29 protein-coding genes and 1 pseudogene are annotated in these 16,423 nt (G+C 38.4%); all 30 read left to right on the forward strand.

All coding sequences use genetic code 11. The features are described from left to right. The first annotated feature begins 138 nt into the window (after positions 1-138). The 30 genes and pseudogenes from ACYFX0_RS19535 (at position 139) to ACYFX0_RS19680 (ending at position 16,365) form a co-directional block, all read left to right on the forward strand. Positions 139-354, forward strand: coding sequence for a hypothetical protein (locus ACYFX0_RS19535; RefSeq protein WP_460271548.1), 216 nt, complete (start codon positions 139-141; stop codon positions 352-354). Positions 355-372: 18 nt separating this feature from the next. After that, positions 373-1,116, forward strand: a complete 744-nt coding sequence (locus tag ACYFX0_RS19540; protein WP_460271550.1) for a hypothetical protein — start codon at positions 373-375, stop codon at positions 1,114-1,116. Positions 1,117-1,203: 87 nt separating this feature from the next. Next, positions 1,204-1,802: pseudogene (gene fic / locus ACYFX0_RS19545) on the forward strand (protein adenylyltransferase Fic). 129 nt (positions 1,803-1,931) lie between these two features. Next, positions 1,932-2,417 carry a hypothetical protein gene (locus tag ACYFX0_RS19550; RefSeq protein WP_460271552.1) on the forward strand — a complete coding sequence of 162 codons (486 nt, stop codon included), beginning with the start codon at positions 1,932-1,934 and terminating at the stop codon, positions 2,415-2,417. Between the two features lie 67 nt (positions 2,418-2,484). Further along, a complete protein-coding gene (locus tag ACYFX0_RS19555) occupies positions 2,485-2,973 on the forward strand; it encodes a hypothetical protein (protein WP_460271554.1) in 489 nt (162 codons plus the stop codon). Between the two features lie 23 nt (positions 2,974-2,996). Then, positions 2,997-3,182, forward strand: coding sequence for a hypothetical protein (locus ACYFX0_RS19560; protein ID WP_460271556.1), 186 nt, complete (start codon positions 2,997-2,999; stop codon positions 3,180-3,182). Positions 3,183-3,242: 60 nt separating this feature from the next. Then, positions 3,243-3,482: a hypothetical protein gene (locus tag ACYFX0_RS19565; protein ID WP_460271558.1), complete on the forward strand. Its 240-nt coding sequence runs from the start codon at positions 3,243-3,245 to the stop codon at positions 3,480-3,482. Between the two features lie 179 nt (positions 3,483-3,661). Then, entirely contained in the window at positions 3,662-4,342 is a 681-nt protein-coding gene (locus tag ACYFX0_RS19570) for a hypothetical protein (protein WP_460271560.1), read from the forward strand. Between the two features lie 58 nt (positions 4,343-4,400). Beyond that, positions 4,401-5,102, forward strand: a complete 702-nt coding sequence (locus ACYFX0_RS19575; RefSeq protein WP_460271562.1) for a hypothetical protein — start codon at positions 4,401-4,403, stop codon at positions 5,100-5,102. Positions 5,103-5,150: 48 nt separating this feature from the next. Further along, entirely contained in the window at positions 5,151-5,855 is a 705-nt protein-coding gene (locus tag ACYFX0_RS19580; RefSeq protein WP_460271563.1) for a hypothetical protein, read from the forward strand. Positions 5,856-5,870: 15 nt separating this feature from the next. Further along, a complete protein-coding gene (locus ACYFX0_RS19585; RefSeq protein WP_460271565.1) occupies positions 5,871-6,470 on the forward strand; it encodes a hypothetical protein in 600 nt (199 codons plus the stop codon). Between the two features lie 78 nt (positions 6,471-6,548). After that, positions 6,549-6,737 carry a hypothetical protein gene (locus tag ACYFX0_RS19590; protein WP_460271567.1) on the forward strand — a complete coding sequence of 63 codons (189 nt, stop codon included), beginning with the start codon at positions 6,549-6,551 and terminating at the stop codon, positions 6,735-6,737. After that, on the forward strand, positions 6,734-7,120 hold the full coding sequence (locus ACYFX0_RS19595; RefSeq protein ID WP_460271569.1) for a hypothetical protein: 387 nt from the start codon (positions 6,734-6,736) through the stop codon (positions 7,118-7,120). Before ACYFX0_RS19590 ends, ACYFX0_RS19595 begins: the two co-directional genes overlap by 4 nt. Before the next feature lie 19 nt (positions 7,121-7,139). After that, positions 7,140-7,523 carry a hypothetical protein gene (locus tag ACYFX0_RS19600; protein ID WP_460271571.1) on the forward strand — a complete coding sequence of 128 codons (384 nt, stop codon included), beginning with the start codon at positions 7,140-7,142 and terminating at the stop codon, positions 7,521-7,523. Next, the gene (locus ACYFX0_RS19605) at positions 7,520-7,666 is read left to right on the forward strand and encodes a hypothetical protein (RefSeq protein ID WP_460271573.1); all 147 of its coding nucleotides are present in this window, start codon (positions 7,520-7,522) and stop codon (positions 7,664-7,666) included. Before ACYFX0_RS19600 ends, ACYFX0_RS19605 begins: the two co-directional genes overlap by 4 nt. A gap of 22 nt (positions 7,667-7,688) precedes the next feature. Beyond that, complete coding sequence (locus ACYFX0_RS19610; protein WP_460271575.1) at positions 7,689-8,066, forward strand: hypothetical protein; 378 nt, start codon at positions 7,689-7,691, stop codon at positions 8,064-8,066. A gap of 13 nt (positions 8,067-8,079) precedes the next feature. Continuing rightward, the gene (locus ACYFX0_RS19615; protein WP_460271577.1) at positions 8,080-8,436 is read left to right on the forward strand and encodes a hypothetical protein; all 357 of its coding nucleotides are present in this window, start codon (positions 8,080-8,082) and stop codon (positions 8,434-8,436) included. Between the two features lie 31 nt (positions 8,437-8,467). After that, positions 8,468-8,893, forward strand: coding sequence for a hypothetical protein (locus tag ACYFX0_RS19620; RefSeq protein WP_460271579.1), 426 nt, complete (start codon positions 8,468-8,470; stop codon positions 8,891-8,893). Positions 8,894-8,907: 14 nt separating this feature from the next. Further along, positions 8,908-9,267 carry a hypothetical protein gene (locus ACYFX0_RS19625; protein ID WP_460271581.1) on the forward strand — a complete coding sequence of 120 codons (360 nt, stop codon included), beginning with the start codon at positions 8,908-8,910 and terminating at the stop codon, positions 9,265-9,267. A 66-nt stretch (positions 9,268-9,333) separates the two neighbouring features. Further along, the gene (locus ACYFX0_RS19630; protein ID WP_460271582.1) at positions 9,334-9,651 is read left to right on the forward strand and encodes a hypothetical protein; all 318 of its coding nucleotides are present in this window, start codon (positions 9,334-9,336) and stop codon (positions 9,649-9,651) included. 271 nt (positions 9,652-9,922) lie between these two features. Continuing rightward, on the forward strand, positions 9,923-10,249 hold the full coding sequence (locus ACYFX0_RS19635; RefSeq protein ID WP_460271584.1) for a hypothetical protein: 327 nt from the start codon (positions 9,923-9,925) through the stop codon (positions 10,247-10,249). Positions 10,250-10,396: 147 nt separating this feature from the next. Next, on the forward strand, positions 10,397-12,451 hold the full coding sequence (ligA, locus tag ACYFX0_RS19640) for an NAD-dependent DNA ligase LigA (protein ID WP_460271586.1): 2,055 nt from the start codon (positions 10,397-10,399) through the stop codon (positions 12,449-12,451). 60 nt (positions 12,452-12,511) lie between these two features. Continuing rightward, entirely contained in the window at positions 12,512-13,009 is a 498-nt protein-coding gene (locus ACYFX0_RS19645) for a hypothetical protein (RefSeq protein ID WP_460271588.1), read from the forward strand. A gap of 35 nt (positions 13,010-13,044) precedes the next feature. Beyond that, positions 13,045-13,281 carry a hypothetical protein gene (locus ACYFX0_RS19650; protein ID WP_460271589.1) on the forward strand — a complete coding sequence of 79 codons (237 nt, stop codon included), beginning with the start codon at positions 13,045-13,047 and terminating at the stop codon, positions 13,279-13,281. After that, positions 13,282-13,533: a hypothetical protein gene (locus tag ACYFX0_RS19655; RefSeq protein ID WP_460271591.1), complete on the forward strand. Its 252-nt coding sequence runs from the start codon at positions 13,282-13,284 to the stop codon at positions 13,531-13,533. Between the two features lie 125 nt (positions 13,534-13,658). Continuing rightward, complete coding sequence (locus ACYFX0_RS19660) at positions 13,659-13,970, forward strand: hypothetical protein (RefSeq protein WP_460271593.1); 312 nt, start codon at positions 13,659-13,661, stop codon at positions 13,968-13,970. A 15-nt stretch (positions 13,971-13,985) separates the two neighbouring features. Then, positions 13,986-14,180, forward strand: a complete 195-nt coding sequence (locus ACYFX0_RS19665; protein WP_460271595.1) for a hypothetical protein — start codon at positions 13,986-13,988, stop codon at positions 14,178-14,180. Between the two features lie 102 nt (positions 14,181-14,282). Further along, positions 14,283-14,621, forward strand: a complete 339-nt coding sequence (locus tag ACYFX0_RS19670; protein WP_460271597.1) for a hypothetical protein — start codon at positions 14,283-14,285, stop codon at positions 14,619-14,621. Positions 14,622-14,758: 137 nt separating this feature from the next. Further along, positions 14,759-15,574, forward strand: a complete 816-nt coding sequence (locus ACYFX0_RS19675) for a hypothetical protein (protein ID WP_221660492.1) — start codon at positions 14,759-14,761, stop codon at positions 15,572-15,574. A gap of 101 nt (positions 15,575-15,675) precedes the next feature. Beyond that, a complete protein-coding gene (locus ACYFX0_RS19680) occupies positions 15,676-16,365 on the forward strand; it encodes a hypothetical protein (RefSeq protein WP_460271599.1) in 690 nt (229 codons plus the stop codon). The last annotated feature ends 58 nt before the right edge of the window (positions 16,366-16,423 follow it).

Below are 16,423 nucleotides of genomic sequence, written 5' to 3' on the forward strand. Positions count from 1 at the left end.
TCATATAACCTCTCCTTTATAACATAGATAAAGAGAAGCGGGGATTACCGCTTTTCTTTCGGGATGTCTATTGACTGAAATATAATAAACTGGTATATTAAAAGTAACAAAAACAACAAAACAAAAGGTGGTTCACGTATGAAAAAAGTTGTAAAGCCTTGTGTAGTGATTACGAAAAAAGATACAAATATAGTAGGGTTACGTCTGGTACAGGTGATGCCTGTGGATTATATAAAAAAGAATTACGGTGATTTAGATAGTTTTTATGCTTCTTTAGAAGGAACGATTTTAGAGGGTGGAGTTTGTAAGATTCAAAAGTCTAACGAATACGATGAGTGTTTCATTGTAGCGTAAACAAAGGAGAGGTTAATGGTGAAAAAAGAGTATAAAGCGTATCCGAATGCCCATCTACTTTCAAATTGGGGAGAGTTAATCAAACTATCTAGAGATGAAGTTGTAGGTATTGTGGCTGACTGGGAAGAAATTGAAAAGTACAACGATGAACTAAACAAAGAAATGTATACAAAACGACAAGAAGAGCAGCAAAAAGCGGTCACAGCTATGCAGTCGTTAGGGATTCAAGTGAAGAAGTATAACAGAAGGAGTGTAGTGCCTAAGTTTACAGGGTATGTTCCTTGGTTTAAGAAGAACGTATTAGATGAGCTGGATAAAAAATACCCATCTTGTAATTGTGATAAGCCGTATGCGCATATGTGCGAAAAAGAGGTAAATGGTGTTAAGCTTTACAATAACCAATCACCTACAAACTTGGTGCAGTTATATGACCGTATAACGTGGCAGTACAATCGCAAGATTAAAGAGGTAAGTAAAGCCGATAAACTGCTTGTTAAATCTATTCAGTACGCTGCTGAGAACGGTATTGATATCGAAGGGCTATCACCAAAAGATATTGTAAAGGCAGTGGATGAGGTAGCGAGAGATAAGTATCGAGAGGAAATCGTAACTTGGGAAGAAGTTGATTTAAAACATGGGTGTTCGGAGTGTAATACATATGTGATGGGTGAACATCGTTGCTCCTGTGGCAATGCAAGAATCAGTATCAGTATTGAAGGAGATATTTTAGATGGGTTCTACTACGACTTAGAGAATTGTTAAAGAAGATAAAGGTACTTGCGTATAGGCGTGAGTGCCTTTTATTGATTACAATAGAGGTACTAAAACCAAGGAAAGCGAGGTAGGTTAATGTTAGATAATAAACTAGGAATTACAACCCAATCTGAGTTAGATAAGGTAGAAGAGCGAGTAAGTAAAGCCAGTGCAAAAAGACTATATGACTCTGGGGATATAGATAACCTAGAGGTACGTATAAAGGGTTAGTAGATATTCATACCTATCTGTTTAAGGACATTTATGATTTTGCAGGGGAGACACGTATGGTAAATATAGCAAAAGGGAATTTTATGTTTGCACCTGTTATGTATTTAGTGGATTCTCTTAGTGGTATTAATCAAATGACGCAAGCTAACTTAGATGAAATTGTTGAAAAGTATGTAGAAATGAATATAGCCCATCCGTTTCGTGACGGTAACGGTCGGAGTACACGTATTTGGTTAGATTTAATTTTGAAAAAAGAATTAAAAAGGGTTGTGGATTGGGGTGTAATTAAGAAAGAAGAATACCTTTCAGCAATGGAACGAAGTCCAGTAAATGCTTTAGAGATTCGTAACCTTATTGGAGGAGCGTTAACGGATAAAATACATAGTCGTGAGGTGTTCATGAACGGTATAGATGCTAGTTATTGCTACGAAGGTTTTGCACATTATCGTATATATGGGTTATAGATAAATATAAGCAGGTGTTCAGTCAGACACCTGCTTTTTAAATTATTTTCAATTTTACATTGACCAAAATATAATAAACTGGTATAGTAGGGATAGTTAAAACAAACCAAATTACTAGGAGGAAATAACATGAATAAAGAGTCAATTCAAAGATGTTTAGATAAAGCAAAGGAAGATTTAGATAATCTACGTAAGAAAAAAGCAGAATTAGAGATGCAAGAGCGTAGGTTAGAGAGTGAAATCCGAGAGTTCGACCTTGATTTACAAAGAAAAACATTTGCGGGTCTGACACGAGCTGAATACTTTAAAGCTATTGATGGTACTGAGTTCCAAGATGACGATTTCCGAGTAGTAATTGGTGGGTTATATGGGAACGGAGTGTATGTGTTTGGGAACGATGGTGGCATGGATTTACAGCTTAACGGTTTGTTCGGAGAGCAAGCTAAAAACGAGCTTTGGGTAAGCCGTGCTAATGTTCCGGGTAAACAGGATTACTACAAAAAATATCAACCGGGAGAAGTACCTAAAAATAAAAAAGCTATTTACGATGCAATGGTAGCTGTTAAAAATAAATACGGTAAGATGATGGAGAACGGGGAAATTGAACCGAAATAAGACACAAAACAAAAAGGAGACCTACCTACGGGTGGGTCTTAATCTAGCAAAATTGGAGGTTACTGCTGTGGGAACATTGTCTGAAGTCGAAAAGTTGCAAAATGAGCTAGATAGGGTTAGTGCAGAGAGTGAAGATGTAAAAAAGAAAATAAAAGAGCTGCAGAGAAAAGAAGATAAATTGGAGCAAGAAAAGAAGGATATAAAAGGTAAGCTAGAACGAGCTAAATATTATGGAATGTCTCGTAAAGAATACCTTAAAGCAATCAAAGGGGTTACGGTTCATGCTGATGGTGTTGTAATTGATGTCAGGGGAAGTGCTACTGTATACGTGACGTGTATTACTGCGGATGTGAAGTTCTGGGTGTGCGGTGCGTTCGATAGGTGTAAGGTAGCTCTAAACGTAGAGGAGACTGTGGACGGTAAAGTTAAGTATAAGATGTATCACCGAATACCGAAAGATAAAAAAGAGATTTATAATAAACTAATTTCAATTAAAACAAAATACGGAAATATGATAGAAAACGGGGAAATTGAACCACATAAAGATGTAAAATAACTAAGCAAAAAGGGGATGTAGAAATGCATTACGTAGACAAAAGTGGTAAGAAGATTACAGTAGGTAGACAAAACCTTACGAAAGAGACAGTTGAATTAGTGGACGGAAATAAAAAGGTAGATGCACCTATGTTTAGTGATGAAGATGGGGATATCGGCTTCGTATATAACGGAGAGGAAGTATTCTTTAGGTTTTTAAAACCTTATTGACCAAAATATAAAAAATTGGTATAATAAGAGGTAACAAAACGAGCAACGGGAGTGGTTAATATGGGTAAAAGAAAACGCATAGCGATTATGTGGTTAGCAGAGGATATGTTATATCATAGTAGTGATGAGGTAAGAGCTAAAGCACATAAGGAAGATGCTAAGCCAGTGTGGGTAGGTTTGGATGTTGATTACTTTATAGGGACGGTACAACACGTAGATGTAGCAGAAGGTTTAATTTTTGATAGCGTGAAAGAGGCTGAGGAAAGGGTTAATGCTTACAATGAAAAACTCATGGTGTAAGTGAAGGCATTCGTTGCGGATGCCTTTTTATTATGCTAAACTATTGACTAAAATATAAAAAATTGGTATACTAAAGATAGTTAGAACAACAAATAATTTACGTATACCTGTGATAACGGGGTACGAGAAACGGTATAAAATTCTACTTATAATAAATGTATACACTGGAGGTAATGGAAATGAATTACTACGTACATAAAAATCATATAAATGAATTAGAGATTTGCAAGGGTGAGTCAGGACTGCAAGCAGCGTTAGATAAAATGGTTGTTGAAGGTAAGGGGTTTGGAGTCGTTACTGATTTTGATGCCTTTTCTAAAGAAGATATGGATGCCTTAGACGTATTTGATGTTGAGGATACAGAGAATCTGGTTAAACGTATGGAGTGTATCAACACTTATGAATTGTATACGATGGAGGATGGGAAAGTTACGTTACATCGTGAAGGAGTTGAAGGTGGCTACAATTTAGAAGAGTCGGTAACTACAGGAAACCGTAAATACTATGAAGAGTTAGAGAAACCGATTCGAGAATCCCTAGAAACAAAGAAAGCGTTCCGTGTAGTCGATGCGGATGCAAGTGAGATAGATGTGGCGATTGGTACAAAACTTGATATGTATGTGTTTATCGGGTGTGGGTTCGATGATTATACAATGGGTGTACTGGCTATGGGAGGTAGAGTAACTGAAGTGAATGACGTTTTACCAGTTGCTGAAATTAAAGAACGTATCGGAAATGGTAGTGCAATTGTATGTATCCGTGAAGATAAAGTTATGCCGGGGTTCTTAAAAGAATTAGAAGATGTAGGAATCCCGTGTGCGGTAGTTGTTCCTTGTTTCTGGGATAACGAAGAGGAGTAAGTATAAAATAATAGCCCGTTCGGAGCGAAAGCGGGCTATTTAACAAGGGGATAGGAAGATGAAGTATTACGTACATAAAAACCATATAAATGAGTTAGAGGCATGTAAAGAGGACTTAGGGTTGCAACCTGCGTTGAATAAGATGGTTGCAGAGGATAAAGGGTTTCAGATTATTTCTGATTTCACTAACTTTGCCTCTGATTTCGAATTTTTCCCTTTGAATCCTGATGACGATGCTGTAGATGAGCTTGATGTTATGAATCTTGTTAAGCGTATGGAGTATATTGATTCATATGTGTTGTATACAGTTGAGGATAAGACTCCACCATTAAATCGAGCGGATTCAAGTGTAGGGTTTGATTTAGGAGAGTTGATACGTATAGGTACTAGTAAATACTTTGATAGTCTAGAGGTTATGGTTCGGGAGTCTTTAGAGACAAAGAAAGCATTCCGTGTACCGGATATGGATGCGAGTATTGTGTATAAAACGTTTGGTACACAGTTCAATATGTATATCTTTATTGATTGTGAATTTGAGGGTTCTACAATGGTCGCGCTATCTAGGGGTAGTATGGTTATGGATGTAAATAATACATTCCCAGTTGCTAAACTTGTAGAATGTGTCGGTAAGGATAATGCGATTGTATGTATCCGTGAAGATAAAGTTATACCTGGGTTCTTGGGTGATTTAGAGGCTGCGGGAATCCCGTGTGAGGTAGTTGTTCCTCGTTTCTTGGGGACTGATGACGACTGGATATAAAATAATAGACCGTTTCGAGAGAGGTCTTTCTAATAAGGGGGTAGGAATATGAATTATTATGTACATGCAGAACATCATGACGAGTTGGTAGCCTATGCAGAGGAGGTAGAGTTACAACAAGCCTTAGATGTGTTAGTAGAAGCAAATAAGGCATTCAAGATTCCAACGGACTTTAGCAACTTCCCGAGTCCGTTTGACAGAGAAGGCGTTGAGCAGTTGCAAGATATTACGAAGATGTTAGTGTATAGTGATAACTTTGTGAAATACGAGGTTAAAGATGTTGAGCCTACAAAGAATGTGTTTTTAGATGGGGAGGGTGAAATGCTATCTTCTCTGAGTTTGACGGCAATACATAAGTTTTACGAAGATGTAAAAGGGGTTATTCGGTATGCGGTAGTAAAAGGAGATACATTCCGAATTGCAGACGGGGCAGCAACTCTCATTCCGCATTACTTTTTAGATGAATTTGATGTAGTGGTCTGTGTAGGGTACAAATTCGGGTTCTATGATGCGAAAGACCTTGTAAGACATCTAGAATTGGTGAATTTCGATGATGCTACACAAATGAAAGAGGTTGCGGAACGTAACAAAGGCGAGAGAGCGCTTGTATTGGTTAGCGAAGAGTTTGCAACTAATGAGGTACTGGCGGAGCTAAAAGAAGCCCGTATCCCTTGTGGGGTTATTATGAAGTGCTTAGGTGTTGAGGAAGAGAAAGAGGTACTAAACATTACAGTTACGATTGAAGAAAAATAAAAGGAGGTAAGGAAGATGACAAACAATAAGAAAAACAAACAGGACGTACAGTCGTCAGGGTTAAGTGAACAAATTTTTAAAGGGTATCTGGATAATGTAACAAAAGGACAACGAAAAAACGGGAATCTAGATATGTTAACGGCAAGTAACTACCATTCCGGTAAAGAAGGTGAGAAGTTGCCAGTACCTGAGGGTGGTTGGGCTTCTGGTTCTTATGCAAAGTCATTCATAACTGAGGGTACTATGGATGATATGCGATTAGCTGAGTCGGGTATCGAAATGAGGGAGTATGCTGCAGGGGATGTGGATGCGGTACGTGGTATGTATATCGTACAGAAAATTGCTGATATGCTATCTAAGCTAGAAAAAGGCGAGGATTTCGAGGTTAAAGATTCTGAGTTGTACTACTTGCGTGAAGCAATTAAAAAGACAGGTAAACGTGCAGTAGCTATCGGAAGTTATTTAGATGAGGAAGATGAAAACGAGGTTACGATAGTAAAAGATGACTTAATCGATGCGTTACGTGTACCTATTTCTTTTGCGGTTGCTAGTATACACGACAGGGCGGTTATAAGCCGACAAGAGGGAGTTTTATATATCTGGATTAGAGATTAAAAAACACTGTCTGGAACGCTTCTAGGCGGTTGAAACGGTAAGAAATACTGTATAACTAGAGATGGGAGGGAATAAGGTATGAAAACACATGAAATTTTTGCTTGTTTAAAGCCGGGATATAAGGCAGTTTGTGTCGGGAATGAGCAGGTCGAGGTCTTTTGCAATCGATACGGAATCTATTTTCAAGTAGATGAGTTTGGGGTGTCACATGATTTTAAGCCAGAACAGTATGAAGATGTACTGTGGAAGTTGGTGTCTGTGAAGTGATAGATGTTGAGGAGATACATGATAGCTTAGCTAAGAAAAAGAGTTTTGTAGTACCAAAGGAAGATAGAAGTCTAGTTATGGATGTACTTGCAAATAAAGGTGTGGCATATCCACATATTACTGATGTACCGGGAGTACACCAGTATACGAATTCGAAAGAAGGGATGTGTAGGAGGTTGCAGCCCTTCTTTCGTAAATACAAAGATGAGTTTGATTGGTTTCTTGTGGATACTGACGAGAAAACCTTTGTTTGGAATATCGATAGTGAGATAAGGCAGATTTATCTTGGTGTTGAGGTAGGAAAGTTGGTTCTCGTAACCGCTGCGCTTGTTGTGGCTGTTTGGGGAGTTTTCCATTTTGGAATACAGTTAAATATTATGTAGATGTGATAGGGTGAGGTAAATGAGTGATTTAGTAGGTGCGTTTCAAAAGATGTACCAAGGAGAAAGTTTTCATGCAACAAAAGAAGAGGCAAAAGCAATACGTGAGATATTCGATACGGATGGAGTTCGTTACGTCCATATTGCAAACTGTCCGGAGCTGCGTGAAAATGGGATTGACCCTGAGGTACTGGGGTCTATTGCACACAGCCACGGCGTAGGAGCTAAATGGTTAATGTTAGAGGATAAAGACGGGGAGTTTCTTTGGAATATAAGCGATGAGTTTTACAGTCGTCCTTATAGCGGAGATATTCCTTGGGTAAAGAGACATTTTGGGTTTGTATTTTTAGGCTCTGTAGCATTATTAGTCGCACTTACGTATCTTCTACAGGGTTTAGGGCTATGAAGAGTCAGTCTAAGGAAGATATGCACAAGAAAAGAAAGCAGATGTGGTTAGAATATAAAATACTGACGGAGCTTTTGTATGTTGGGTCGATACTAGGAATTTTAGCAACAGCATTGGCATTACATAAAGTATTTATAGGGTAACGAATTTGAAAGGATGCTTTGTATGTCTCGAGAAGAGAAGGTAAGTAAAAAGGGGAAAGGCTTAGGTCGTTGGAGATGTTTCGATGACATTACGATTAAAGCCAGTATCCCTGTGTTTCTTATAATGGTTGGGATTGTTGCGTATGTACTTTATTTGGATTTTTACGAACCTCAGGTACAAGAAGCAGCAATTAAAGAGGGTAACGCTACATACGTGACAGTGCTTGAAAAGAGCAGAAATGACAGGGCTGATGAAGATACACGGTACGAAATCTGTGTGAACGGGGAAGGAGAAACAATACAAATTGGCGTAGACGGTAAGGTATATAAGGATGTAAAAATCGGAGATACGATAGCGATTACTGAGTACAACGGTAAATTTTATGTAAAACAAGTATGAGAGGGCGGTTAATATGGATAATAACGACTACTTTTTAATTGTAACGCAGGAGGATGGAATTAAGTCTTATTCTAGGTTAATAACACATGAGAATTTCGGGCTAAACTTAGAGATGAATGGGGATAGAGACCTTGTTTTAAAAAGGATGGTTAGTGCTATCAAATCAGGAGAAGTTATCGGCAGCGAGGTTTACACTCCTGATAAAATTATCAAAGTCGGGATTAAGAGACTGCATTTAGGGAGATTAGATAACCCATTACATAAGGGTGAAATCAACGATGATATTCAATTAAAAATTAAAAATGGTGTAGTGATTTATACTGCTACGTCTGAGGCATATTATGCAGAGGATACGGCTTACGGTAAGTAAGTGAGAGCTGCTTGTAGACAGGAGGGTTCGTATGGGTGAATCAAAGGGTATGTTTGGTCTATTGGTTACTGCGGTAGTCCTTCTCTTGTTTATGGGGAGTATGGGGTACAACTTCTACCGACTTGCTGTAACCACGACTGATGATATCGAAAAGAGTGCGGAGGTTGTTAATGCTACCGTTGTAGGTAAAGAAGAAGTAGAGAATGAGGTAACAGAGCATAGTTATGTCGCGGTGTTAGCTGTTCCGGTAATTATGCCTGTGTATACAAACTCGACTGCAGATGGTGTAAGTGATTGTTTTATAACCGTTCAAGTTGATGGGAAAGAGTACAGGATTCATGCAGATAAAGATACATATAACAGAGTAAATAAGGGGGACACCTTAGAGGTAATGAAGAATCTAGATGTTGTTTGGTTACAAGGGAACGGTGTCCCGATTAATGAATTTAAACGATAAAGGTAGGTGTCTTAATGTTTGAGAATACGAAGCAGTGGTTTATTGCAGTAGGTCTACTGTTGGTGTTCATTGTGGTATCAATCGGGTTTTCGATAGATAAAGGAGTCCGTGAAAAAGAAGCATTGAAGAATGGTAGAGAAGTGCAGGCGGTTGTTGTAGACAAAGAAATGGTACAAGGTGGTTCGAACATGCTCCTAACAAGTGGGATGCCTGTTCCGCTTTCAGATGACCCAGATACGTGCAGTATTAAGGTGTACGTAGGGAAGAAGAATCACGATATAGATGTAGATGATAAGTTGTATGAGTCCTTACAGATTGGCGATAAAATTAATGTTATTGAATATGAAGATAAAGTTATATTGAAAGATAAGTAGGATATAAACAAACTCCTTGAAAGTGCAAATAGATAAGTGAAAGTCATTTGTACAAGGAGAGGTTACATGAGTAAAAAGAAAGCGATTGTCACGTTAGGTGCTGTTTTATGTACAATTGTAGTTTCCGTATCTGGGTTAAAGGTGTATGCAAATACAGAGAAACAAGCAGTTATCGATAAAGGTAAAAGTGAGAAGGCTTATGTTGTGTCTAAAGAAGTAACAAGCGGTTCGGATAAGTCTTATGGAGATTTAAAAGTAGATGTATCTGGTAAATCGTATTCTATAGGGGTAAACAAGGAACAGTATAACAAGGCGGTAGAGGGTACTGATATTCCGGTGTATGAATATAAAAACAAAGTGGTTATTGGTGAGAATAAGAGATAATAAGGGTTGTGTTCGAGCAATCCTTTTTATTTTGTCTAAAAATGTATGTGATTTTATGTAGACGTAATGTGTATTTAATGTTGACTTGTAATTCAGCCATACACCTTTGGTATATGGGAAGGTGTATACGAATAAAGGGAAGAAGAACCCATGTTGACTTAAGTACACATTTAAGTTGACTTTATGTTGACTAGCCAAACTAGGGTATAGAAATGAAGTATGTTCTGAAAAGGGTGTAGTTGTATAGAAATAATATATTGGAGGACGTGTTATGCGTAGGGTTGTTGAGTTTTATGTAGGTTTGTTGGGAAGTGCATTCGGTGTGTTGGACACGATTTTATATGGATACAAACTGCAAATGTTTGATTGGAATACATCTGGGGCTGTCGGGGTTATTTTGGTAGCTCAGGTACTGGCTCTTGGGTTAAGTTTGGTTATGTCAAAGATAAATAGGTTTGTATACGGTACGTGTATGGTAGCTATCGGATTGATGTCGTTATGGGTGTCTGTATCAGGGTTATTGATTCCGGCGATACTTGAGATATTATGTGGTGTGTTAGTGTTCCGAAAAATAAAAATGGTAAGTAAGGAAGCCTAAAGTTGGGGCTTCCTTTTTTGATACAAACAACCGAGATTCTTAGGTAGTCTTTTGATATAGTTAGGAATAGAAAGACAAGTAACTATTGACTAAAATATAATAAAGCGGTATACTAAAGACAGAAATTAAGGAAGGGCGGAATTACATATGAGTCAGGAAATCAAAAAGAAGATTGATGAGTTACGGGGCGAGGTTATTCGCCATGATAAATTATACGCTGATGAGCGACCTGTAATTACAGATACGGAGTACGATATGTTGTATAATTTGCTTGTTGATTTGGAGCAGAAGAATCCAGAGTATCAAAGCGAAGATTCACCTACACAACGAATTTATGCGTTTGTACGTAAAGGGTTGATGGAAGTAAAGCATCGTAACAAGCTGCTATCGTTAGAGAAAGCTACAGATAGGGAAGGGTTAACGGCGTTTCTTAGACGTTTCCTAAATTGTTCATTTAAAGTAGATGATAAGGAAGATGGTCTAACAATCGGGCTTATGTACCTAGATGGGTTGTTACAGCAAGGGGTTACACGTGGGGACGGTACAGTAGGTGAGGATGTTACGCATGCAATTCATGTGCTGCCAAGCGTACCGAAAGTTATTGATGCAGAAGGGTTAGTCGAGATTCGTGCAGAGGCTATTATTCCGTTTGAGGAATTTGAACGTATTAATGCGGAGCTAATTCGTGAAGGGAAAGAGCCATACGCTTCTCCACGTAACCTTGCAAGTGGTTCAATTCGTTCCTTCGAGGCAAAGGTGGCGTTAGAGCGTGGAGTACAGCTACGTGCATATCAAATTGTTGAAAATGGTACGTCTACGGCTATGGGGGACATGGAGCAGTTGCGTAAGTGGGGCTTTACAGTAAGCACAACAAAACTATTCCAGTCCGATGAAATTGAAGAGTTAATTGAATACTGCTTAACGTACGCAGAGGAAAAGCGTCCTCATATTGACCACTTAATCGACGGGCTAGTTATTACAGTTAACGAGAAGGAAGAACATGTACGTGCGGGGTCAACAAACAAACATCCTAAATATGCGATTGCATTTAAGTTCGATTCAATGGATGCAACAACGAAGATGTTAGATAAAGTTTGGACGGTAGGTAAAACGGGACAGTTAACACCAAATGCAGTATTAGAGCCAGTTACGATTGCAGGGGCAACGATTAGACGAGCATCTCTTGCTAACATTTCAAACATCCAGAGACGAGATATTCGTGTAGGGGATACGGTTGTAGTGGCTAGAGCAAATGATGTAATTCCGCAAGTCACTTCAGCGGTTAAAGAGTTACGAACTGGGGAAGAGGTAGAGATTCAAGAGCCTACAGAATGTCCTGTATGTGGGGGTCATGTAGAGCGTGTTATCGGTAAAGATAAGCATGGGGATGAGTCCATTTCTCTGTACTGCGTAAGTAGTAGTTGCCAAGCACAGGTAGAACGTGTGCTACAGTATTTCGTGTCTCGACCTGCTATGGATATCGATGGTTTAGGTGAGAAAACAGTAACAATGCTGTACCAAAAAGGGTTTGTGAATGGAATTACAGACATCTTTAAGTTACAAAGCCGTGCAGAAGAGATTGCGGGGTTATCTGGTATGGGTAAAGGTAGTGTTGAGAAGATGTTGAAAGGGATTGAGCAAACAAAAGGAACGCCATTATCCCGTGTTATGTCTAGCTTAGGTGTTCGAAACATTGGTAAAAACGTATCTAAAATCCTTGCTGATAAGTATCACAGTTGGGAACATATTGTGAGAGCCTACGCAGCAGGTACGCTTCGTGATGAAGTAATTGAACTGGACGGAATCAGTCATGTACTGGCAGGTGAAATCGTTAATTTCGTAGGTAATGAAGATGTACGTGAGACAATGCAGTTCCTGCTTTGGGAAGGGTATTGTGTGGATGAGCCAATTGAAGAGCCGTCTGAAGTTGAACCTTCACTAGATGGGCTATCGTTCGTTATTACGGGTAAGTTGTCAGAGTCTCGAGACAATATCGCCAAGCGTATTAAAAACCTTGGTGGTAAGGTTAGTGGTTCTGTCTCTGCAAAAACGTCTTATCTAGTCTTAGGTGGCTATAACGATGAGACAGGGGAGTTTGAAGGTGGTAAAATGAGTTCTAAACATAAGAATGCATTAGACCTGCAGGAAAAAGGGTCTGAGATTCAAATTATCTCTGAAAACAAACTAAAAGAATTGATGTAATTGAGAGGGGGCTTTATGTCTCCTTTCTTTATGAAATATATAATTTGCAGGAGGGTAATTATGAATTACAGTCAGGAAGAAAAATTTAAACCATTTACAAGTGAAACATTGGAGTACAGAGATGGTAAGTTGTTCATGGCACATAGCGATATTTCCTTTAAGTGTTTAAAGATTGTGGGAAACCGTTATAAGATATTTGTAGATTATGGGTTTAAAGGGAATTCTCGATATGCAGACGATAAAAGTGATTATTATGTGGTAGATACAAAAGATAATACACTCCTTAAGCCATTAGATTACAGTTTCGCGGCACTCGTTAAATCGTTAGAAGATAAGGTTGAAAAAGAGACACCTACAGAGGTAAAAATTGCGCCATTTGTTACAAATACACGAGTGTTTACTATGACTATACAGAATTTGGTTCGTGATGGTTGGGTATTTTCAGAGTTAGATAGCGGGGATTTAAAGGTTGAGAACAAAGGACTTGGAGTAGAAAAAACGTTTAAAGATGAGCAAAAATTTGAATCATGGGTTTTTGCTGAATCGGAGAATTTTTAAGTGTGTAGGTATCTAGTGTAAAGGTTGGGGTTAATTTGTTCCAAAACGTAGATTTGATGTTGTTAGTTCCTGATACGATTATGTTAATTCTCTGTATTGGGTTAATGAAAGGGATTGAGTGGAAAGTTTCTGAGAAAGGTAAGTATTCCTTTTTCAAATTTGACCATAAAAGGTTAAACGGAACGGGGTTAATGCTGCCGTATATGGTATTAATTCTCATGTCTGTCTGTGAAGCAGGTAGATGTGTAGCGAAGATGCTGGGGGTGTTGTAAATGAATTGGGTGGTCGAAGCATTGTTGGCTATTGTTCAGTTTATAGGGGCTATAGTTATATCTCATTATTTACTCGGTTGGTATCAAAATAAATACGCAAAGGATTGTAAGATATTCGAGATTCGCAGAGTTTACAGTCTTGTACCAAAAGAGCGTAAGGTAAAGTACGTTTGTGGGGTAGTAGGTATATCATTGCTTTTTGTTGTAGCAATAAAAAGAACAGTAGAGGTTGTTGGTTATCTATTTGTTTAGGGACTTATTTTTGCTTTATATCAAATGGTTTACGTATAGAGGGTATGTACCCTCTATTTTTTATGGGAATGTAAACAGAGTGGGAAAGTTCTGTATAAGGGTATAAAGGAGTAGGAGGTTCTGAGATGGTTAGGGACTTAAACATTTCGGTCAAAAAGGAAGAAAAGGCAAATAAAAAACCGAAAAAGCGTGGTGTAGGCTCACGTATTTTGCAGATAACAGCAGCGGTTGTTGTTATTATACCTATCGTTTTTGCAGTGTACCTGTTTTATTGGAAAGACATTAAAGATGCGGGTACAAATGTAAAAAGCGGTGTAGACACTAAGGTAGATAAGGTAAAAGAGAGTGTAAAAGAAGATAACGAGAAGGGTTCTACTGATTTACCTAGTGATGGAAATTCTTTTATTAAAGACAATATGAATAAACTATTCAAGTAAATAGGGGTGTTGATAATGGGTGTAATTGGATTACGTTTATGTATACATAATGATAGGGATATGGTACTTTCTATACCTGTTAATGGTGGGACTGAGGTAAAGGAAACTTTTACAGTAATGGAAGATGCACTCGGGGCAGTTTTATACTACGAGGAGCATGGAGCTGCTGTAGAGGTGGTCGATGAGAGGGTTGCGCTTAAATGTTCATAAGGCTGCGGCAGCCTTTTCTTTTTATAATGTCATTGACTAAAATATAATTTCTTGGTATAGTTAATACAAGATAAACGAAAAAAAAACACTGGAGGGATTGCAATGTTATATATTTCAAGAGAGAGTCGTGAAAATTGGAACGGTACTATTTCGGAGTTAAGACCGCATGAGTTTAACGGTAAAAAGTGGGGTGAAATGTTCGGTTCAGTTGAGGAACTCGTTCAGTGTACTAAAGAAATCGATATTGAAAAATTCAAGAGTGCAAGACATAGTGGTTGGGGGTATATAAATAGTTTTGTTAAAAGATTAAACGATGATGAGGAGCTTTCACCCAAACAGGTTACGCAGTTAAAACGTTTGGCAAGCGAAGTGTATACATATACTTGGAATGTAGAGAATATTGAGAATTACGGAAAAAGAGCCATAGATAACGGCAGATAGAGCTAACAACAATAACAGGTTATATAGAGAACCGATAAGGTTAGGTAATCCTAGCCTTTTTATTAAGGTAACACATTGACTAAAATATAATAAACTGGTATATTTAAAACAACAAAAAGGAAATGGGGATGGGGAATATGCGAAAAGATGTTGTACTATCCGAAAGAATTGATAGAAACGGGACAAAACACCAAATAGTGGAGACAAACTGTAGTCGATGTGGTGGGGCAGGTTTTAGCGATAGATGGAAGCTTACAGGACGTGTATGTTATCAATGCGGCGGGGATGGACGTATGAATGCGAAGCGTAAAGTATACACACCAGAGCATGCTGCTAAACTAGAGGCTAGAAGACAAAAACGAGAAGAGAAAAGGTTGGCAGAACGTCGGGAGAAGGCGAAAGAAACAAATAAGCAGAAGATGGAGGACTTAGGTTTTCACAAAGGGACAATACATATGGTTCTAGGGGATATTTTCTCCCTACGAAAAGAGTTAAAAGAAGCAGGAGCTAAACATATATCAGGGGTGGGTTATTACTTTACAGATAAACCAGAGAAGTATCCAACAGCTGAGTTAAACGTGGAGGAGTTAGTTGCTTATACGGATTATGGTGCTGTATATGTGTGTAGTCCTGAGTTCACAAAGGATTATATTAAATCGGTCAGGCTTGCGAATGAGTATCAAAGCCAGTACGTCGGGGAAGTTGGGGATAAGCTAGAATTAGACCTAACGGTTATGGTTTCTATTGAGCTTGAAGGTATGTATGGCTACACATATATTAATAAAATGCAGGATGAAAAGGGTAACATATTTATGTGGAAAACGCAGAAAAACCTAGAAGCCTATGCAGATGATGACAAGAAAATCAAACTAAAAGGAACGGTTAAAGACCATACTGAATATCGTGAGGAAAAGCAAACAGTATTGACTCGATGTAGGGTAGTAGAGGATTAGCGATAGTCCTCTTTTTACTTACTATTGACTAAAATATAATAATGTGGTATATTGAAAACAACAAAAGATACATAACGAAAACAGGAAAGGGAGCGGTTAATATGACAGAAAGTCCATTAGATACACTACAAGGTGCGGAGGATTATAAGAAACGTGTTGAGGATTATGTAAAAGAACTTGAATCCAATATTTTCAATGAAGGTAAAAAGATGGCTAAGGCGCTAGAAAAGGCTGCTAAAAAGGGCGATTGGCATGATGTGTCACATTTAAATCATATGATAGGTTTGCACTTACGACATAAGCAGCAGTGGGAAGATAAGTTACCCGAGGCAAAATACTTTATTGAACGTGCGGGATGGATAGAGTCAGGACGAAGAGTTATTGTTGATTTCTTAGACCGAGTTTTCGAACACGATATGCGTTGGTATAACGACTTACAGGAGAAATACGGGAATGATGTTATGACAGATAGCGAGCGTAGTAAATTAGTGCGTGAAGGAAAAATCAGTAAGGCAGATATCTCGTTTGTGGTTAAGACAGAACAACAGGCGGAACGTTGGTTTCGTTTAGATATAATCCAGAGGTATTACGGGATAATTGATAGAGTAGAAAAGAAAGCAGGAAAGATTGTAGATGCATCCCATTTACATATTAACGAAAAAGGCGGTATCGATGGTTTTGTAGTTGGGGAGCTTGCGGAGGTTCAGTTGAACACAATCCCTGCGAGTGGTGAGATACAACGATTCCATTATCGCACCTTGGTTAAAGAGGTTAAAGGTAGTCGAAAGTAAAGGTCTTAGGGGATTTCCCCTATTGACCAAAGTATATAAAGGTAGGATAAAATAAGAA

The sequence above is a fragment of the Bacillus sp. NEAU-Y102 genome, from assembly GCF_054788175.1.